This is a genomic window from Nanhaiella sioensis (genome assembly GCF_046557775.1).
GTDB classification, from domain to species: domain Bacteria; phylum Bacillota; class Bacilli; order Bacillales; family SM2101; genus Nanhaiella; species Nanhaiella sioensis.
Genome location: NZ_JBKAEG010000001.1, coordinates 749,533 through 769,569, shown reverse-complemented (window position 1 = coordinate 769,569; position 20,037 = coordinate 749,533). Strand labels below are relative to the sequence as shown.

Annotated in this window: 16 protein-coding genes; 15 read left to right on the top strand and 1 reads right to left on the bottom strand. The window is 36.5% G+C overall.

The features are described 5' to 3' along the window. Window positions 1–499: 499 nt before the first annotated feature. From V1503_RS03630 to opp4C (V1503_RS03565), 15 genes are all read left to right on the top strand, one after another. Window positions 500–1,432: a beta-ketoacyl-ACP synthase III gene (locus V1503_RS03630; protein ID WP_410624914.1), complete on the top strand. Its 933-nt coding sequence runs from the start codon at window positions 500–502 to the stop codon at window positions 1,430–1,432. A 68-nt stretch (window positions 1,433–1,500) separates the two neighbouring features. Then, window positions 1,501–2,739 carry a beta-ketoacyl-ACP synthase II gene (gene fabF, locus V1503_RS03625; protein WP_410624912.1) on the top strand — a complete coding sequence of 413 codons (1,239 nt, stop codon included), beginning with the start codon at window positions 1,501–1,503 and terminating at the stop codon, window positions 2,737–2,739. 475 nt (window positions 2,740–3,214) lie between these two features. After that, complete coding sequence (locus tag V1503_RS03620) at window positions 3,215–3,994, top strand: DUF2268 domain-containing putative Zn-dependent protease (protein ID WP_410624911.1); 780 nt, start codon at window positions 3,215–3,217, stop codon at window positions 3,992–3,994. Between the two features lie 187 nt (window positions 3,995–4,181). Continuing rightward, a complete protein-coding gene (locus V1503_RS03615; RefSeq protein ID WP_214482601.1) occupies window positions 4,182–5,213 on the top strand; it encodes an ABC transporter ATP-binding protein in 1,032 nt (343 codons plus the stop codon). Further along, the gene (locus V1503_RS03610; RefSeq protein ID WP_410624909.1) at window positions 5,210–6,199 is read left to right on the top strand and encodes an ABC transporter ATP-binding protein; all 990 of its coding nucleotides are present in this window, start codon (window positions 5,210–5,212) and stop codon (window positions 6,197–6,199) included. Before V1503_RS03615 ends, V1503_RS03610 begins: the two co-directional genes overlap by 4 nt. 28 nt (window positions 6,200–6,227) lie before the next feature. Further along, window positions 6,228–7,976: an oligopeptide ABC transporter substrate-binding protein gene (gene opp4A / locus V1503_RS03605; protein WP_410624907.1), complete on the top strand. Its 1,749-nt coding sequence runs from the start codon at window positions 6,228–6,230 to the stop codon at window positions 7,974–7,976. Between the two features lie 38 nt (window positions 7,977–8,014). After that, complete coding sequence (gene opp4B, locus V1503_RS03600; protein ID WP_410624905.1) at window positions 8,015–8,980, top strand: oligopeptide ABC transporter permease; 966 nt, start codon at window positions 8,015–8,017, stop codon at window positions 8,978–8,980. 13 nt (window positions 8,981–8,993) lie between these two features. Beyond that, window positions 8,994–9,911: an oligopeptide ABC transporter permease gene (opp4C, locus tag V1503_RS03595; protein WP_410624903.1), complete on the top strand. Its 918-nt coding sequence runs from the start codon at window positions 8,994–8,996 to the stop codon at window positions 9,909–9,911. A 212-nt stretch (window positions 9,912–10,123) separates the two neighbouring features. Next, window positions 10,124–10,333: a YuzI family membrane protein gene (locus V1503_RS25150; RefSeq protein WP_250886634.1), complete on the top strand. Its 210-nt coding sequence runs from the start codon at window positions 10,124–10,126 to the stop codon at window positions 10,331–10,333. 147 nt (window positions 10,334–10,480) lie between these two features. Then, on the top strand, window positions 10,481–11,230 hold the full coding sequence (locus tag V1503_RS03590; RefSeq protein WP_214482606.1) for a YjbA family protein: 750 nt from the start codon (window positions 10,481–10,483) through the stop codon (window positions 11,228–11,230). A gap of 522 nt (window positions 11,231–11,752) precedes the next feature. Continuing rightward, complete coding sequence (locus tag V1503_RS03585) at window positions 11,753–12,763, top strand: ABC transporter ATP-binding protein (protein WP_410624900.1); 1,011 nt, start codon at window positions 11,753–11,755, stop codon at window positions 12,761–12,763. A gap of 9 nt (window positions 12,764–12,772) precedes the next feature. Beyond that, entirely contained in the window at window positions 12,773–13,756 is a 984-nt protein-coding gene (locus tag V1503_RS03580) for an ABC transporter ATP-binding protein (protein ID WP_410624898.1), read from the top strand. A 195-nt stretch (window positions 13,757–13,951) separates the two neighbouring features. After that, window positions 13,952–15,721, top strand: coding sequence for an oligopeptide ABC transporter substrate-binding protein (gene opp4A, locus V1503_RS03575; RefSeq protein ID WP_410624896.1), 1,770 nt, complete (start codon window positions 13,952–13,954; stop codon window positions 15,719–15,721). Between the two features lie 34 nt (window positions 15,722–15,755). Beyond that, entirely contained in the window at window positions 15,756–16,721 is a 966-nt protein-coding gene (gene opp4B / locus V1503_RS03570; protein ID WP_214482610.1) for an oligopeptide ABC transporter permease, read from the top strand. 13 nt (window positions 16,722–16,734) lie between these two features. Next, on the top strand, window positions 16,735–17,640 hold the full coding sequence (gene opp4C, locus V1503_RS03565) for an oligopeptide ABC transporter permease (protein WP_214482611.1): 906 nt from the start codon (window positions 16,735–16,737) through the stop codon (window positions 17,638–17,640). Between the two features lie 105 nt (window positions 17,641–17,745). On the opposite strand, the gene V1503_RS25145 is transcribed toward opp4C (V1503_RS03565), so the two are convergent. After that, on the bottom strand, window positions 17,746–19,839 hold the full coding sequence (locus V1503_RS25145) for a methyl-accepting chemotaxis protein (protein WP_496113357.1): 2,094 nt from the start codon (window positions 19,837–19,839) through the stop codon (window positions 17,746–17,748). Window positions 19,840–20,037: the final 198 nt, after the last annotated feature.

Here is a 20,037-nt window from a genome sequence, read left to right as displayed (position 1 = left end):
GCTTTAATACTCGTGGATCATTTCGTAACTGTTGCTGCTATTGTTCCTAATTTAACATAGTTAAATTAGGAGCTAACCTGAACTTAGCAGTGGTTTCGCGCAAATTATTTGTAAATATTTTTAAGTTCTTAATAAGCAAACCACAATGTATGCGAAAATCACCTTACTTATAGCATATGTTTTATTAAAACAAATTTTGTAGACGGATATCATAATGATACTTAGGTGAACGTCCATTTTTTTGAGACAATAAAGTTGCTAAAAGGTAACAATATGGAGTAAAATTAGTACCAAGTAATAATATTTACTATTAATAAGGGCTCTTTTCATAAATTTTGTTGCCATCTTTACAAAATAGTTAAAGCTAAATGAGTTTTTGTATGAATGCCATAGTCTTGAAGAAAAGATACCATAATTGTTTCTTGTATACGTATTTTTGTCTTAATACAAAAAACATCAATCGATGCGAAAAAGCCATTAATAAAAAGGAGATTAGCATATGAATGCAGGTATTTTAGGAATTGGTCGATATTTACCCGAACGTGTGTTGACAAACGCTGATTTGGAAAAGATGATGGATACATCTGATGAGTGGATTCGTACACGCACAGGGATAGAGGAACGTAGAATTGCCAATGATGATATTGATACGTCAGACATGGCATTTTTTGCTGCAGAAAAAGCGTTAAAAGATGCGGAAATCACAGCTGATGAAGTAGATATGATTTTAGTTGCTACGGTGACACCAGATCAGCCATTTCCATCAGTAGCATGCAGAATTCAGGAGAGGTTAGGAGCAAGTAAAGCGAACGCTATGGATATAAGTGCTGCTTGTGCTGGGTTCATGTATGGCATGGTAACCGCCAAACAATTTATATCTACAGGGACTTATAAGCATGTGTTAGTCATTGGTGTTGAAAAATTGTCTAAGATCACTAACTGGGAAGATCGCAATACCGCTGTCTTATTTGGGGATGGGGCTGGTGCCGTCGTTATGGGGCCTGTGTCAGAAGATAGAGGCTTACTTTCTTTTGAACTAGGAGCGGATGGAACCGGTGCAAACCATTTATACCAAGATGAATATATCATTATGAACGGACGTGAAGTCTTTAAATTTGCAGTAAGGCAAATGGGTGAGTCTAGTGTCAATGTATTGGAAAAAGCTGGATTAACAAAAGAAGATGTTGACTTTCTCATTCCTCATCAAGCGAATATTCGTATTATGGAATCAGCGAGAACAAGGCTCGAACTACCAGAAGAAAAAATGTCAAAAACAGTGCATAAATATGGGAATACTTCAGCTGCTTCAATCCCAATTTCCATCGTTGAAGAGCTAGAGGCTGGTAAGATCAAAGATGATGATTTGCTCGTCATGGTCGGCTTTGGCGGAGGTTTAACTTGGGGAGCTATTGCTTTCCGTTGGGGGAAATAACAAAAATTTAATTATTTAAAATATATGTTGAGTAATTCATGTATAAATGGACAAAGGAGATGCTTACAATGAATAAACGTAGAGTTGTTATTACAGGTTTAGGTGCTGTTACACCTCTTGGGTCATCAGTGGAAGCAACATGGGAAAATTTAATAAAAGGTGTTTCGGGTATTGGAACTGTTACGCGTGTGAACCCAGATGATTATCCTGCTAAGGTAGCAGGTGAAGCAACAGACTTTAACCCTGAAGATTTTATGGAAAAGAAAGATGCACGAAAAATGGATCGTTTTACGCAATTTGCGTTAGCGGCATCTTTGATGGCAGTAAAAGATGCCAGCCTAACAATCACAGATGATATTGCTCCAAGAGTTGGTGTCTGGATCGGATCTGGGATAGGTGGTATGGAAACATTTGAAAATCAATTTGAAACATTTCAAAAACGAGGCTATCGTCGTGTGAGTCCGTTTTTTGTACCGATGATTATCCCTGATATGGCAGCAGGTCAAGTGTCAATTGCTCTTGGTGCCAAAGGGATAAATTCTTGTACTGTCACAGCATGTGCTACAGGGACGAATTCTATCGGTGATGCATTTAAAGTCATCCAGCGAGGAGATGCGGATGTAATGGTTTCAGGTGGAGCGGAAGCACCAATTACGAAAATGTCCATGGCTGGATTTTGTGCTAATACAGCGTTGTCAACAAATCCAGATCCAGATACAGCGAGCCGTCCTTTTGATAAAAATCGAGATGGTTTCGTAATGGGTGAAGGAGCTGGAATCATTGTCCTAGAGGAGCTAGAGTTTGCGAAAGCAAGAGGGGCAAAAATTTATGCAGAAGTAGTCGGTTACGGTTCTACTGGAGATGCCTATCATATTACAGCGCCTGCACCTGGTGGAGAAGGTGGGGTTCGCGCAATGAGGCAAGCAATTGAGGATGCTGACCTTACACCAGAACAAATTGATTATATTAATGCTCACGGTACGAGCACACAATACAATGAAAAATTTGAAACAATGGCGATTAAAGAAGTGTTTGGTTCGTATGCCGAAAAACTACCAATTAGCTCAACGAAATCCATGACAGGACACCTACTAGGTGCTGCCGGTGGGATAGAAGCAATATTCTCAGTCTTATCGATTAAGGAAGGAATCATTCCTCCGACTATTAACTTGGAAACTCCTGACCCTGATTGCGACCTTGATTACGTTCCGAATGAAGCTAGAAAACAGGAAGTATCTGTAGCGTTAAGTAACTCATTAGGTTTCGGGGGTCATAACGCAGTATTAGTCTTTAAAAATTATGAATAATAATATGATAACCCAAAAAACTGGCTATTTTTATATGCCAGTTTTTTGTGCTTATATGGCCTATGCACTCACATTAACATTTTGTCATATGATGAAAAGAAAACTGTATTCTTCTTTAAGAAGTGATTAATAACATGATTAGGCCCTTTTCGTATAGTTTGTAGCCATAGTTACAAATTAGTGCCATAAAAAGAAGTTTTATATGTTAATCATCGTTGTACAGAAGAAAAGGTGTCACGAACTCTAGTTGTGTATTACGTGTTTATTTCTTAATACGTAAAAGAACAACCAATGCGAAAACAGCCTTTTTAAAAAAAGTTAACAAGCTGATGATTTTACAACATTCATCTCATAAGAAGAAAGAATGGCATGAATGATAGTTTCTAAGACTATTTATTCTTCGTACGAGATACATCAATTAATGCGAAACAGCGCATATTGTTGATATTAATCATACAATAAAAGGGTGAAAAAGATGCCTGTAATATCTACCTATGAATGGTTGGATCAATGGTACGACGAACCATATAAACTGTGTAAAAAATTAGCAAAATTATTTGGAGGAACATCTGAGAGGTCTATCTATTCATATCTACGTTCCTTTGGAATGTATCGTCCCTCAAGGAATGGTAAGGAATGTATACATGAGCTCAAGGAGAATAAAGTATGGGAAATTGTAAAAAAAGAGCATCAACTTTTACAAAAAGAATGGGTGGGTGAAGATGTACCGATCATCATTTTTCCAGCCGATTCATCAAATCCTGGCTTGCGCGAATACAATGGTAAATCTGGTGTTGCTTTTAAAGATAAGCTATTTTTATTCGTCTCTCCACAAAATGAGAAAAATGAAATTCGTGCTTTATTTACACATGAATATAATCATGTTTGTAGGTTATCAAAGTACAAAAAAAATGATGACAGTTATACTTTATTGGATACGATTATCTTAGAGGGGCTCGCTGAAAATGCTGTTAGGGAAAGACTTGGGGAAAAATATGCTGCTGCATGGACGAATTATTACTCTCAGGATGAAGCTCAATATTATTGGAATAAAATAATAAAACCGAAAAGGAATGTGTTAAGAAGTCACCGGATTCATGATCAGCTTCTATATGGTCATGGACTTTTTCCAAAAATGGTAGGCTATAATGTTGGATATCAATTAGTGAAATCGTGTATAGATCATCAAGGTGATGCGATAAAGACTTTGTTATCTTTCCAAAGTAATGACATCGTTAAATATTCAGACTTTTAATCATTATTAAATGCTTAAAGAGGAGTAGTAGAAAATCTAGTATACTAGCTACTTTTCTTTTTTTTATATTTTGAAAATATTGTAACTTTAAAAAATATATTGATTTTGTAAAGAATCTGTAATATATTTTATTATAATATTATGTTTAAAAATTCATATTAAATATATTACTAATTAGAGGTGTACTATGAGTTCAAATTCTCGTCAAAACGCTGAAACACCTTTATTAAAGGTGAGCAATTTAGAAACAGCCTTTAAAATTGATGGTGAATACCACAATGCCGTTGATAATGTGTCATTCTCAGTAAAGCCGAAGCAAATTGTCGGAATTGTTGGAGAATCAGGATGCGGAAAGAGTGTTATGTCACTTTCCATCATGAAACTGTTACCAAAGCACAACGGAGAAATTAGAAGTGGACAAGTTGATTTTAAAGGTAAGGAATTGCAAGATTTAGATGATAATGAGATGAATACAATTCGCGGAAAAGATATTTCTATGATTTTCCAAGAGCCGATGACTGCACTAAATCCAGTTTTCACAATCGGCTTTCAACTTGAAGAAGTACTTTTTAACCATATGAATATTTCTAAACGTGAAGCGCGCTTGAAAAGTGTTTCTTTATTAAAAAGTGTCGGAATTTCCAGACCTGAGCAAATTGTCGAAGAATATCCTCACCAGCTTTCAGGTGGAATGAGACAAAGGGTAATGATAGCAATGGCTATCGCTTGTCAGCCACAATTGTTGATCGCTGATGAGCCTACAACTGCACTCGACGTAACTGTACAAGCCCAAATTCTTGAATTACTTAAGGAAATTCAAGAAGTAAATGATATGTCAATCATTCTTATTACGCATGATTTAGGTGTCGTTGCAGAGATGTGCGATGAAGTAATAGTTATGTATGCAGGTAGAATTGCTGAAAGAGCTAATGCAGAAGAACTGTTTTACAACCCGAAGCATCCGTACACGAAGCTATTAATGGGCTCCATTCCTAAGTTAGATGAGGAAGTTGAAAAGTTAAGTTCTATTGAAGGAATTGTACCTTCCCTAGTCAATATGCCGAAAACTGGCTGTAAATTTGTTGACCGTTGTCCACAAGCAATGGCAGAATGTAGAGAATTAACACCACAGCTGAAAGAGGATAATGTTAATCATGAGGTAGCTTGTTTGTTATATGAAAACAGCTTTCCTACTGAAAGGGTGAAGGTGAGTAAATGAGCCAACAATCAACTTTAGAAGAAAAAGAAAGTTTACTAGAGATAGTAAATTTGAAAACTTACTATCCTATTAAAGGTGGAATTTTACGTAGAACGATAGGCAATGTTAAAGCAGTTGACGATGTATCCTTTGAAATTAAGAAGGGTGAAACATTCGGGCTTGTAGGAGAATCTGGATGTGGTAAATCAACAACAGGTAGAACGATTTTACGTTTGTTGGAACCGACAGACGGCAAGATTATTTTTGATGGACAAGACATTACGAAGTTAAGAGGTGCATCCCTACGACAGATGCGTAAAGACTTCCAAATGGTTTTCCAAGATCCATATGCTTCCTTAAATCCTACAATGATGGTCGGAAGTTTGGTATCAGAGCCTATTCGCAATTACAAAAAAGTTTCTGAAGAAGATTTAAAAGATGATGTCTTGGATTTGCTGAAGAAGGTTGGGCTACCTCCTGATGCATACTATAAATATCCACATGAATTTTCAGGTGGACAAAGACAGCGTGTCGGTATAGCTAGAGCGCTTGCACTTCGCCCAAAGCTTATCATTGCCGATGAACCTGTGTCCGCACTTGACGTGTCAGTGCAGTCACAAGTATTAAACTTGTTGAAAGAATTACAAGATGAATTTGATTTAACGTATTTGTTTATCGCACATGACTTAAGTGTAGTGAAACATATGAGTGATAGAATTGGTGTTATGTACCTAGGTGGGATCGCAGAGCTTGCTGATAAAGAAAGCTTATATGCTGAGCCTTTACATCCGTATACCCAAGCGCTGTTATCTGCAATTCCTGAACCTGATCCAAGGAAGAAAAAAGAGCGCATTATTTTAGAAGGGGACGTACCTAGTCCAGCAAATCCACCTGAAGGCTGTGCCTTCCACCCACGCTGTGCCCATGCTAAACCGGAGTGCCAGAAGGTGAAACCTGTTTTGAAGGAGGTGAAAAAAGGTCATAAAGTAGCATGTCACTTATATTAACTAAAATTGATAAATTAGGGGGAGAACTATGAAAAAATCATTATGGCTGTTTTCATTAATGCTTGTTCTAGCATTGTTCTTAGCTGCTTGTGGTGGCGGGGATGACGCTTCAGCTCCAGCAGATGATAATAACACAGAAGAAACTGATTCAAACGATACTGAAGCTACAACAGAAGGTCCTAAAGAAGGTGGAACTGTAACATACGGTTTTACCCAACCGTTTAAAGGCGTATTATCATATGCTTATTATGAAGGTGCAGATGATTCAGAGATTTTACAGTTTATGCAGGAGGGCTTAACTGCAACTGATGTAAACTTACAAACTGTACCAAACTTAGCAGACTGGGAGCTTTCTGAAGATAAGCTAACGTTAACGTTTAAGTTAAAGCAAGGTGTTAAATGGCATGATGGCGAAGAATTAACTGCTGAGGATATGGAATATGCTTGGTACTTAATTGCTGACCCTACTTATGAAGGAGCTCGTTTTGCAAACGTAGCAATGATTGAAGGTGCAGCGGAATACCAAGCAGGTGAAGCTGACACGATTGCAGGTATTACGGTAGTAGATGACTATACAATTGAAGTAAAAGTAACAGAACCATCTGTTAACTTAGTTGATAACATCTGGACAGTACCAGAACCAAAACATTATTACGGAGATTTATCATCTAAAGAAGTACCTGATTCTGATCAAGTTCGTGTAAACCCAATTGGTCTTGGACCATTTAAAGTGAAAAACATCGTACCTGGTGAGATGGTTGAGCTTGAGCGTTATGACGATTACTGGAATGGTAAGCCTTTATTAGATGGAGTTGTGTATAAAGTAATAGATGGCGCATTAGCTTCAGGTTTGCTTGAAAGTGGCGAGATCGACATTATCACAGCACCTTCTGATCAGTGGGAGATTATTAAAGATTTACCAAACCTTGAGAATGAAGTAGTAGATGCTTTATCATACAGCTATATCGCTTTTGATATGGGTTATTACGATACTGAAAACAACGTAGTAGTAAGTGACAACCCGAAATTCCAAAACAAAACGTTACGTCATGCAATGGCGTATGCAATTAATCGACAAGAATTTGTGGATAGCTTTAGAAATGGGCTTGGAAAACCATTAAATGTTCCTTTCCCATCTGTTTCTTGGGCAAAAATTCCTGATGATCAAATTAACACATATGATTATGATCCAGAAAAAGCAAAAGAGCTTTTAGATGAAGCTGGTTATGTTGATGTTGATGGTGATGGCTTCCGTGAAGACCCAGAAGGTAATAAATTTACAATTAACTTTGACGCGATGAGTGGTGCAGAAACGTCTGAGATTCGTGCTCAATACGTACTACAAGCATGGCAAGGTGTTGGACTTGATGCTCAATTAAACGGTGGAGCACTAAAAGACTTCAACTTATTCTATGATACGATTGAAGCAGATGATCCATCTGTTGAAACATTCCATGGTGCTTGGGGACTAGCTACAGATCCAGATCCGTCAGGTATTTGGTTAAGTACTGATAAGTGGAACATGTGGCGCTGGTATAACGAAGAGTCTGATGAGCTAATTAAAGCTGGTGTCCAATTCCCAGAGGATCCAAACAAAGATGTACTTGAGCACCGCAAAGAGATTTATTACGAATGGCAAAAACTTGTTAACGAAGAGCTACCTGTTATTTTCTTTGAACAACGTGAAGATGCTTGGGCGATTAACAAGCGCTTAAAAGGCGTAACAGTTACACCATTTGGCGTACTCGATTTCGAAAAATGGTATGTTACAGAGTAATAAAATCTATTTGAAACTGTACGATAAGGAGATCCGACATGCTACAATATACGATTCGTAGACTATTAGGAATGATTCCGTTACTTTTCCTTATCTCCGTAGTGGTATTTACCCTGGCTAAGCTAATGCCAGGGGATGCCCTTTCGGGTAAAGTTGATCCGCTCAATTCTGATCCAGAATATATTGCAGAGATGCGTGAAAAAATGGGTTTAAATGATCCAATTCACGAGCAATATTTTCGTTGGATAAGTGGCGTTCTACAAGGAGATTTCGGAGATTCATTTGTTCATAAACGTGATGTATCTGAGCTAGTATTTTCTCGCTTTCCAAACACACTCTTACTCGCAATATCTGCACTTCTAATTGCTTATGTTTTGTCATTTTTGATGGGGAGACATGCAGGAAGATATCCTTATAAAAAAGGAGATTATTTTATCTCAACCTATAATTATATTGCCTTAGCGATTCCAAGTTTTGTTGCGGCATTAGTTGCTATTTACGTGTTTGCTATTAAATTAGGCTGGGTACCGGCAACTGGTAGTATCGGTGCTGGTGTAGAAGCTGGGACTCTGGAATATTATATGAGTAAATTAAAGCATACGATTTTACCTGCTTTAGTATTAGGTGCAATGGCTACAGCTAGTTATACGCAATTTTTACGAAATGATATTATCGAAAGCTCACGTAAAGATTACGTTCGTACAGCGAGAGCGAAAGGTACAAAAGAGAGTACTATTTATAATAAGCATATACTACGCAACTCTCTTATACCGATCGTAACATTATTAGGTTTTGATATCGCATCTTTATTAAGTGGGGCAATCATCGTTGAATCAATTTTCACATATCCAGGCATTGGTAACTTGTTTTTTGAGTCGATGAATAGCCGAGACTATTCAGTTTTAATGGCAATCACTATGCTACTGTCAATGATGGCGTTAATTGGTAATTTATTAGCGGATTTACTTTATGGGATAGTTGATCCGAGAATCCGTTTAGGTTAGTGAGGTGAAAAAGATGGAACCATCAGTGTCAAATCAAGCAAACTCTGTTATACCACAAACAAAACGTCCCAAAAAACAATCACCGTGGGCAATAGCTCGACGAAAATTTTTACGTAATAAGCCAGCTATGATTAGCTTAATATTCTTGCTATTTATTACTACTGTAAGTATGTTAGCTGAACCGTTAACGGTACCGATGGAAGAAACGAATATTATCAACACAAGTCAACTTAGTCAGGAACCATCATCTGAGCATTGGTTCGGTACTGACAAAGCTGGGAGAGAAGTATTTGACCGTGTTCTTCACGGAGGAAAGACATCATTATTACTCGCGTTTTCAATTACGCTAATCCTTACTATTATCGGTACAATTATTGGTGCTACCTCTGGATTTTTCGGAGGTAAGGTTGATTCAGTACTTATGAGATTTACGGATTTTGTTCTAATATTTCCGTTCTTACCGTTTGTAATCGTATTGAAAGCGATTTTTATTGAATCAGGTATTGCTGTTCTCATTTTTGTTATTAGTATATTAAGCTGGACAGGTATGGCTCGTATAGTCCGAGGACGAGTATTAGCTGAAAAGGAAAATGAGTATATTCTTAGTGCAATATCAATTGGTTGTTCACCAGCGAAAGTTATTAGAAAGCATTTATTTCCAAATATCATGTCTATTATTATCGTACAAGCAACACTCTTATTGGCGGTAATGATAGTTGTTGAAACTGGCTTAAGTTTCCTTGGTTTTGGTGTTCCTATGACAACTCCGAGCTGGGGTAATATGCTTCAAGAAGCACGTAGCCCAGATGTTTTACAATATAAGTGGTGGATATGGCTTCCACCAGGCTTAGCAATTGCTTTAACGATTCTTTCAATTAATTTTGTGGGTGAAGGCTTGAAGGATGCATTTAACCCGAAATCTAGCCGATAATTAAAAAAATCTATCACTTTAATAGTGATAGATTTTTTTTTGACTACTTTTTTTTATTTTCGTTTCATATATATGAATAAGTTCCATAGGACAAGTATTAATCCGTTTACAGTTATTTGCTATATTCGACAGAAATGTGCTATTTCACTATATATATATCAATTGGCAATAATTTTGGTGTTAATAACAATAAGAGGAGTGTGAGCTAAATTATGTACCGCCTGTTTTTGTTTCTTGTAGGATTTGGTCTTTGTGTTGCCGGGGGAATTAGTATTATAGCTTACTTGAATTTGCTCACACTCGGTGTAGGAGTTATTGACTATGTCATATTTATTAGCAAAAGGGTAGAAAGTTATTTATTAGTAATAGGAATCTGTATTATTTGGCTTAGCATTTATTTACAATTTGATAATGAAGAATAGTAATTATGTTAACAGAAAATGGTCACTTTTACTTTCTAAAATATGTATAAGTAGAAAAACAGCATCGATTAGTTTCAAATAATGGAATAAATTTATAGTACTCTGCCTATACTGTTGACAAACAGTAGTGAAGTGAGGGGTAAAAGTATGTTGTATCTTCATGATGTTTGGGTAAACTGGTTTGAAGGTGAAGAAAACGGATATAATGTATGTCACTTTCACGAATGGAGAAGTGACGATAGTGTGGAGTTATTAGATCAAGTTCCATTGATTAAGGTTGATCCATTACTCTATGCTTATATTGAAAATGATTTAATGGAATTACCTGCACAACTGCTAGAAGATGTACATAAGAAAGCATTCATTCGGAAAAATCATGAACGGAAACAATTAGAGTATTGTTTTGTTGTAACAGATGGGTCAGGGATTATTGCGATTGATACAATAGGATATCATATACCTATAAGAAAAAGCAGGCTTATACCAAGACAAGAGCAATTGGTATATGAAATGGTCCAAGATAAAGAACAAGACACATATGCGATAGAACTTCATCATAATGAGGAAAAGGAATACCATATTCTTTCGCTTGAACCGGAGCTGATGAGCGGACTAACGAGAAAAGAAAGACAACTTAAACAGCTATTGTTTATGGCCTTAGATCAGCTATATCAAACGAAAAATGCTGCACAAATAAGATATTGGTATACTGAATGGAAACCACAACATTATGAAAATATACAACAAATGACTTTTAAAGAAGCTTGGTATAGTTTATATGAGGAAGCAAAAACGGGCTGGAGTAGTAAACATGAGCTCTTATGTGAAAACTTAATAAAAGGACAACCATTTTTTGAAAAATTGTGGGAGCTAGAACAAGAGTCAAAAGTAAATTAACAAAGTAATCGGGCTATGATCCGATTACTTTTTTTTTGCTTTTCTCACATTATTTTTTGTAATAGAAATAAACATGTACACAACTAAAGTTCGTGGCAACTTTTTTCTGTACCACGATGACTAACAATGTAAATCACATTATTCATATTAGTTCGATAATAATATTATCAAAGTTTACGAAAAGAGCCTAGATTTTGTATCGAAAAATAGATGTAACAATGGGTAATAAAGAATAGGATATTGGGATTGGGGGGAATATACCTTCTCTACTTTTATAAAGCTCACAAATTTTTGATAAATAACTAAATTTTGTAATGTATTTGTAATGCTTGTAATATATTGAATGTGAATTGAAAATTATGAAATTTCACATAAAAAATGACTATTTTCGAACTTGGAATCAACAGTTATACAACTAGAGTTTATAGCTATTATTCAATCGGAAATTTTAGTCTAGTTGTTGTAGTTAATAAGAAGAACCCCACAAAATACCGAAAAGAGTCAAAAAAATTGAGGTGTACTATGGGTATAATTTCTCATTCAAGATCGGTATCACCACTATTAGAAGTAAGAAATTTAGAGACAGCTTTTCAAGTAGATGGAGAATACTATAATGCTGTGGATCAAGTGTCATTTACTGTGAAGCCAAAGCAAATTGTGGGTATTGTTGGAGAATCAGGCTGTGGAAAAAGTGTAATGTCATTATCTATTATGTCACTGTTACCGAAGGGTATCGGGAAAATTAACGGTGAGATTTTTTTTGAGGGAAAACATATAGAGAAGATGGGTGACAAGGAGCTAAATAGTATTCGTGGAAAAGACATAACTATGATATTTCAAGAACCTATGACAGCGCTAAATCCAGTCTTTACGATAGGTTCCCAGGTGCAGGAAGTTCTGTTAAATCATTTGAAGATTTCTAAGAAGATGGCAAGAGATAAAAGCATTGCCCTCTTGAAAAGCGTTGGAATTTCTAGACCGGAAAAGGTGGTTGATGAATATCCACATCAATTGTCAGGAGGAATGAGACAAAGGGTCATGATTGCGATGGCAATTGCATGCCAACCAAAACTTCTCATTGCAGATGAACCTACGACGGCTTTGGATGTTACTGTGCAAGCACAAATTTTAGAATTGCTTAAGGATATTCAAGAAGTCAATGATATGTCAATTATATTAATTACTCATGATTTGGGTGTTGTTGCTGAAATGTGTGATGAAGTACTCGTAATGTATGCTGGAAAGATTGTAGAATCTGCGGACGTTGAGACGTTATTTAGTAAACCACAGCATCCATATACAAAAGCTCTATTGGAATCCATCCCTAAAATGGATACCGTAGTTGAGAAATTAGGTTCTATTGAAGGGATCGTTCCTTCTATTACTCGTATGCCTGATGTCGGATGTAGGTTTGCGAACCGTTGTCAAGAAGTGAAAGAACAATGCAAAGTTGTAGCTCCACAGTTAGTAGAAACTGATCAATCACATTTTGTTTCGTGTTTACTATATGAAACTAGTCAATTAAAGAAGTGAGGGTAAGACATGTTAAGAGCAATGGATAATGAAAACTCTCTAGTTGAAATTAAGAACTTAAAAACATATTACCCAATAAAAGGAGGATTTTTTCGTAGAACTGTTGGGCAAGTAAAAGCAGTTGACGATGTATCATTTGCTATCAAAAGAGGTGAAACATTTGGCCTCGTTGGAGAATCAGGCTGTGGGAAGTCTACAACTGGCCGAACGTTGCTAAGGTTGATAGCCCCAACAGATGGAAGTATTGTATTTGAAGGACAAGATATTACTAAAGTTGGAGGAAGTTCATTACAAAAATTAAGACGTAATTTTCAAATGATCTTTCAGGATCCATATGCGTCATTAAATCCGAAACAAATGATTGGTGATATCATTTCTGAGCCTATACGAAATTATTCTAAAATCACTAAAAGAGATTTAAAAGATGAGGTTATGAATCTGCTAGAAAAAGTCGGCTTACCTAGGGACTGTTATTTCAAATATCCCCATGAGTTTTCTGGTGGTCAGAGGCAGCGTATTGGCATCGCAAGGGCGCTAGCATTAAAGCCAAAATTTATCATAGCTGATGAGCCTGTATCTGCGCTAGATGTATCTGTGCAATCACAAGTCCTTAATTTACTTAAAGAACTACAAAGTGCTTTCAACTTAACTTATTTATTTATTGCACATGATTTAAGTGTAGTGAAACATATGAGTGACCGGATTGGAGTAATGTATTTAGGTAGAATAGTAGAAATCGGTGAAAATCATAGTTTATACTCAATGCCGCTACATCCATATACACAAGCACTTATATCAGCAATTCCACAACCAGACCCTATGGCAAAGAAAGAGCGTATTATTTTACATGGAGATGTCCCTAGTCCGGCAAATCCTCCAACAGGCTGTCCATTTCACCCTCGTTGTGTACACGCAAAGCCGGAGTGCGAACAAGTGAAGCCGTCTTTAAAGGAGGTGAAACAAGGACATTCAGTTGCTTGTCATCTATATTAAAGGCTCTTTTCGTTTTATTCACTATTTATTAGCTAGATGAGGATAAGAATATCCAACTATTTTAGAGATGGCAAGATGGCATCAACCATTCGATATATGTAGCTATCTTTCTGTATTAAAGCAATATCTCATAAGAAAACAGCCAAGTTAAGCAACGTGAATTTAGGGGAAAAATTATAACTCGGGGGTGTTTTTGTGAAAAAACATAAGTTAACTGTTATGTCATTGCTATTAGTACTTTCATTTTTCCTAGCTGCGTGTAACGGAGGTGATGATGGTGAATCAACAAGCGGAGATAGTCAGGATCCTGTGACAGAAGAAAATGAAGAAGAAGTGACAGAAGAAAATGAAGAAGAAGTGGTAGAAGAGGGGCCTACTGAAGGTGGAGTGGCAACGTACGCTGTAGAATCAGAATTTGATGGTTTATTTAACTTTGCTTTTTATGATGGGTCTGTTGACGGTGATATTTTATCTTTTTTTGATGAAAATTTAATTGGTGTTGACGATAATCTCCAATACGTTCCAGGTATAGCTGACTGGACAACAGACGACAACATTAACTACACTTTCACATTCCAACAAGGGGTAAAATGGCATAATGGAGATGAATTGACTGTTCACGATTGGGTATTTTCATTGGAAACGATCGCACATCCAGACTATGACGGAGTTCGTTTTGTGAATGTAAGTGATATCGTAGGTGCGCAAGAATTTCGCGCTGGAGAAGCTGACAATATAAGTGGCTTAAATGTCATTGACGATTATACAATTGAAATTACATTTGATAAGGCTCGAGTCAATAATTTAGAGAATTTGTGGACATATCCAATGAATAGAACAGAATTTGCAGGAATCGAAGTGAAAGATATGTCTGGATCACCTCAGGTTCGTCAAAATCCAGTTGGATTAGGTCCATTTAAAGTAAAGAAAATTGTTCCTGGCGAATATTTTGAGATGGAGCGCTTTGATGACTATTATCAAGGAAGGCCATATTTAGATGGGGTTGTAGTTAAAGTGATAGACAGCTCGTTAACGAAAGGCTTACTTGAGAATGGCGAAGTAGATATGATGGGTGTTCATCCTTCAAATTTAGGCGAAGTTGAAGCATTAAATAACATCGATTTATTAGAAATACCAGGATTATCATATTACTATATTGGCTTCAAAATGGGAGAGTGGGATGGCGATAAAAACGTCATGAATATTGAGAAATATCAGGATAAAAAACTACGGCAAGCGATGTTGTACGCAATTGACCGTCAAGCTTGGGTTGATGCATTTTTCAGTGGCTTAGCACAACCAGTTAATAGACCCGTTCCTTCTGTGCACTGGATTGCTGCTGAAAATGCCATACTAACGAATCAATTTGAATATAGTCCTGAAAAAGCAATGGAGTTACTAGATGAAGCAGGTTATGTTGACGTTGATGGTGATGGATTGAGAGATAATCCTGCTGGTGAAAAATTCACCGTTAAGTTTGGACATTATGCAACGAGTAATCCGACTTATGAAGCACGTGCACAAGCAATCCTTCAATATTGGCAAGACATTGGGCTTGATGCTCAGTTTGCGACTGGTGGTTTAATTGAAGTCAATTTATATTATGACATGCTTGAAAATGATGACCGAGAGCTTGAAGTCTTCTATGGTGGTTGGTATACCGGGACAGACCCAGATCCATCACCATTATGGGGATCGGATGCTAAGTTCAATTACACTCGTTGGGTAGATGCTGAAAATGACCGACTGTTAGACGATGCATTAGATATGGAAATTGTAGGTACTGATACGGAAAAACGCATGGAAATCTATAAAGAATGGCAGCAATTCTTTAATGAAGAAGTGCCAGTGTTACCAATTATGGAGTTGTATGACCTATGGGCAGTGAATAATAGGCTTCAAGGGACACATATTAACTCAGTAGGTGCACAAAATGATGTTCACCTTTGGTATATTTCAGAGTAACAATTTTCGATAATGCTAGATAAGGAGAATGATGATGATTAAATTCATACTAAGAAGATTACTTGGCATGATACCGATGTTACTCCTTATCTCCTTTGTAGTGTTTTCCCTGGCAATGCTCATGCCAGGGGATCCACTTGGTGGAGAAATAGATCCGTCAAATACTAATCCAGAGTATATTGAGGAAATGAGAGAAAAACTAGGATACAATGATCCAATTCCTGTTCAGTATCAGCGTTGGATAACAAACTTTGTTCAAGGTGATTTTGGAAAATCTACAAAATATAAAATTCCAGCAGAACAAGTCATTTTTGAGCGTTTACCTAATACAATTTTGCTAGGCGTTACTTCTTTATTAATTACTTATATTCTCGCTTTTTTTATGGGAAGTTATGCGGGGAGAAAGCCTTATACAATTGCTGACCATACGATAGGTGGCTTTAACTATTTAGTTTTAGCAATTCCTTCATTTGTTGCTGCTATCGTCTCAATATATTTCTTTGCATTTGAACTCGGTTGGTTTCCTTCACATGGTTCAGTCACGATCGGTCTAGAAGAAGGTACACTAGCATATTGGCAAAGTAGATTACATCATGTCTTATTACCCGCAATCGTACTAGGAGCATTTAGTACGGCGTCGTATACGCAGTTTTTACGTAATGATATTATCGAAAGTAGTCGTAAAGATTTTGTTCGAACAGCTAGAGCGAAGGGGACGAAAGAATCAACAATTTATAATAAACATATTTTAAGAAATTCAATCATTCCGCTTGTTACCTTTTTAGGGTTTGATTTTGCAGCACTTGTAGGTGGTGCGATTATTACAGAAACAATTTTTTCTTATCCAGGTATAGGTAATTTATTCATAGGATCTATAAATAGTAGAGATTATGCAGTTGTGATGGCGATCGTAATGATGTTGTCACTATTAACGTTAATAGGTAACTTAATAGCAGATATTTTATACGGTATAGTCGATCCTCGAATTAGAGTAGAGTAGGAGGAATGGTTGTATGGAAGTAGAAACAGATCAAACAACCAAGGTGAAAAAAGCAAGAAAGAATCAATCCCCTTGGGCCATTGCTCGTCGTAAATTCTTAAAGAATAAACTTGCCATGATCAGCGCTGTTTTTCTTGTTTTCATATGTATCATATCGTTTTTAGCACCGTATGTAACGACTGCTGATATTACAAGAGTGAATGTAGGGGAGATGGGACTTGCCCCTTCAACAGATCATTGGTTTGGAACTGATAAAAGCGGGCGCGACGTTTTCACTCGCTTGCTTTATGGTGGTAGAATATCGTTAGTGATTGGTATGTCGTGTACATTCTTGATCATATTGCTAGGAACCATTATTGGGTCGATTGCAGGGTATTTCGGAGGTTTTGTTGATGGAGCTTTAATGAGATTTACTGACTTTATTTTAAATTTTCCTTTTTTAGTATTCGTAATTGTAGTAAATTCTATTTTTATAGGGAAAGTAAATGGTGTTTGGGTATTGATTGGTATTATTAGTGTACTAGCATGGGGAGGCGTTGCAAGAATAGTACGGAGTAAAATACTTGCTGAAAAAGAAAATGAGTATATTTTAGCAGCACAATCAATCGGGTGTTCACCAATTAAAGTTATTATAAGGCATTTGCTCCCGAATGTAGGATCAACAATTATTGTTCAAGCATCGCTCTTATTTGCAAGTATGATCGTTGCCGAGACAGGCTTAAGCTTTCTTGGCTTTGGAGTTCCACAAACCGTCCCAAGTTGGGGAAATATGTTGTCAGTTGCTAGAGAAACGGATACACTTCAAAACAAGCAATGGATTTGGGTGCCTCCTGCAACAATATTAACGTTAACTATTTTATCTATTAATTTTATAGGAGAGGGCTTAAAAGATGCCTTTAACCCAAAATCAGCTCGATAAGAAGGAGAACTTAAAAATAGTCAGTCCCTTGTCCTATATATGAATATAGGGAATCGGGACTGACTATTTTTGAGCTATACAAGACACATGAATGCGTTAATTCTTCTAGTTATCTTGCTTTACTTTAAATCTTTCAACAGATTTATTTAGTTCTTGTGACATTGACAATAAATTCTCAATTTGTTCACTAACAGTGGCCATATTAGCTGCTGTTTCTGTAGCTGAAGCTGCAACTTCCTCCGTACTTGAAGTTGTTTCCATCGCATAAGATGAAGATTGCTTTGAATGGTCTTGAATTGAAGTGACACTTGTTTTTTGTTCTCCTAATAGATCATTCATAGAATTGATCGTAAGTACAACTTTATCCATCGATGCATTTATTTGTAGTAAAGCCGTTTTTGCTTTTGCGGCTGCCTCAGTTTCTTTTTGCGCTTGTTCAATACTTTGTATCATTGTTTTATTCACATTCGATATGGAATCAAGCACACTTGAAATAATCTCTTCTACTTTGTTAGAGGCATTTCTACTTTCTTCTGCAAGCTTTCGGACTTCATCAGCAACAACTGCAAAGCCTTTACCATGCTCACCAGCTCGTGCTGCTTCAATGCTCGCGTTTAACGCTAATAAATTTGTTTGATCAGCGATATCTCTTGAAGTTTCAAGAATTGTACGAATTTGATTTGTCCTATCTTCTAGTATTTTTACTTCTGTAGAAGATTGATCTGTCGCATTAGCCAATGCTTGAACACCAGTGATGACATCCTCCAAAATCGTTTGATTATCAACAATCGTATCTTGAGTTTCTTCGGCTGTAGTAACAACCTCATTTCTTTGCTTATCTATTTGAGTAGCAATCTCCATAAACTGATCTATTTTGTCGTCAGTTTCTTGACTAATGGCAGCCTGATACTCTGAGCCTTGTGCAATTTCATCTATGGCTGCTGTAATTTGTTCAGATGAGATAGCGACTTCGTTAGCTGTCTGTCTCAATTGTTCTGATGTATTAAGGGTTACGTTTGAGGCTTCTTTAGTATTTCTAACTATACCATTTAAACTAATAATCATATCATCAAATGACTTGGCCAATTGACCGATCTCATCTTTACGCATGATGTTTGTCGTATTCGTTAAGTCACCTTTTGCAATACGCTGAGCTACGTTCATCAATTTCTTCAATGGCTTTACAAGTCGATTTGAAAAGATAAACGCAATAAATGTAATCACAATTTGTGATATAACGATGATAAGAATTATAACATTTCGTATTTCTGTTACTGCTCCAAAAGCGATTGACACAGGCGTATCTACAAAGACGGCAATACCTAGCTCATGATCATATACATAAGAAGTTACTTGCTCATCACCATTTTCATCTTTAAACACCCCGACCCCACTTAATAGGGAAGCATCTTCCGCAAACTCGTTCCCTTCTACTTTTACAACCATATCACTTACACCTTCGTGATCAAGAAATGACATCAATTCCTGATCATTGGTTTCCAGTTGAGATTGTTCATCTGAGGCAACTCCAACCCCTTCAGATGACACGAGAAACATGTTTTGGTCTGTATCGGATGCAGTTCCTCTAAGTTCCCTCCAAGCAGTACGGATATCTATGTATGTACCAATAACACCTATCGGTTTTTTTACTAAATCTGTTACTACTTTAGACACTTCTAATGTAAATACAGGTCCCAATGTATATTTACTTTCTTTAACCTTGCCAACAAAAAGACCTGCTTGCATAGCATTCTGATATGCTTCATCATTACTTCGATCTGAAGGTGAGATAGAATACCCTTGTCTCATCTCTTCATTTCCACGATCGTTAATATGGTAAATATCTAAAAATTTAGAATTTGAAGAACGCATTCTAGAATAACCTTTACTAATATTTTGATCAGTTTCGTTTTTTAGCATTTCTGACATGAGTGTTATTTCTTCAACTGTTGTATTAACGTAGCCCTGTAATGATTGTAACTGGGTTTCAGCAACCATCATTGATTGAGTTTGTATATTTTCTTCCATTTTTTTTGTGACGTACGGTGTAATAATTAATATAAGTAACAAACCAGTAGTAATCATAGACACTAAAAATAGCAAATTTATTTTAATGCCAATTCCGTGTATATTTATCTTTGTTTTTGTACGATTTGGCTGTTTTTTTGCTATTTTCATCGTGTTCTTATTTTTTCGCACACAAAAATCCCCCTTAAAATAATCAATTATAGCAATTATACCATTATTTATGAAAAGGGAACTATTGATATCGAAAAATTACTTATGTGTGGAAGGTAAATAGAAGTGGATTAATCGTTTAGTTTTTTGCAAACAAAAAGCGCGACGTTAGATTCTTAATACGTCACACTTTTTGTTGAATGGAGGTAAAGAAAGATC

Bases quoted from the DNA above. Each gene is read 5' to 3' on its own strand.
- V1503_RS03630 (WP_410624914.1), top strand. From the start codon at position 500: ATGAATGCAGGTATTTTAGGAATTGGTCGATATTTACCCGAACGTGTG.
- fabF (WP_410624912.1), top strand. From the start codon at position 1,501: ATGAATAAACGTAGAGTTGTTATTACAGGTTTAGGTGCTGTTACACCT.
- V1503_RS03620 (WP_410624911.1), top strand. From the start codon at position 3,215: ATGCCTGTAATATCTACCTATGAATGGTTGGATCAATGGTACGACGAA.
- V1503_RS03615 (WP_214482601.1), top strand. From the start codon at position 4,182: ATGAGTTCAAATTCTCGTCAAAACGCTGAAACACCTTTATTAAAGGTG.
- V1503_RS03610 (WP_410624909.1), top strand. From the start codon at position 5,210: ATGAGCCAACAATCAACTTTAGAAGAAAAAGAAAGTTTACTAGAGATA.
- opp4A (WP_410624907.1), top strand. From the start codon at position 6,228: ATGAAAAAATCATTATGGCTGTTTTCATTAATGCTTGTTCTAGCATTG.
- opp4B (WP_410624905.1), top strand. From the start codon at position 8,015: ATGCTACAATATACGATTCGTAGACTATTAGGAATGATTCCGTTACTT.
- opp4C (WP_410624903.1), top strand. From the start codon at position 8,994: ATGGAACCATCAGTGTCAAATCAAGCAAACTCTGTTATACCACAAACA.
- V1503_RS25150 (WP_250886634.1), top strand. From the start codon at position 10,124: ATGTACCGCCTGTTTTTGTTTCTTGTAGGATTTGGTCTTTGTGTTGCC.
- V1503_RS03590 (WP_214482606.1), top strand. From the start codon at position 10,481: ATGTTGTATCTTCATGATGTTTGGGTAAACTGGTTTGAAGGTGAAGAA.
- V1503_RS03585 (WP_410624900.1), top strand. From the start codon at position 11,753: ATGGGTATAATTTCTCATTCAAGATCGGTATCACCACTATTAGAAGTA.
- V1503_RS03580 (WP_410624898.1), top strand. From the start codon at position 12,773: ATGTTAAGAGCAATGGATAATGAAAACTCTCTAGTTGAAATTAAGAAC.
- opp4B (WP_214482610.1), top strand. From the start codon at position 15,756: ATGATTAAATTCATACTAAGAAGATTACTTGGCATGATACCGATGTTA.
- opp4C (WP_214482611.1), top strand. From the start codon at position 16,735: ATGGAAGTAGAAACAGATCAAACAACCAAGGTGAAAAAAGCAAGAAAG.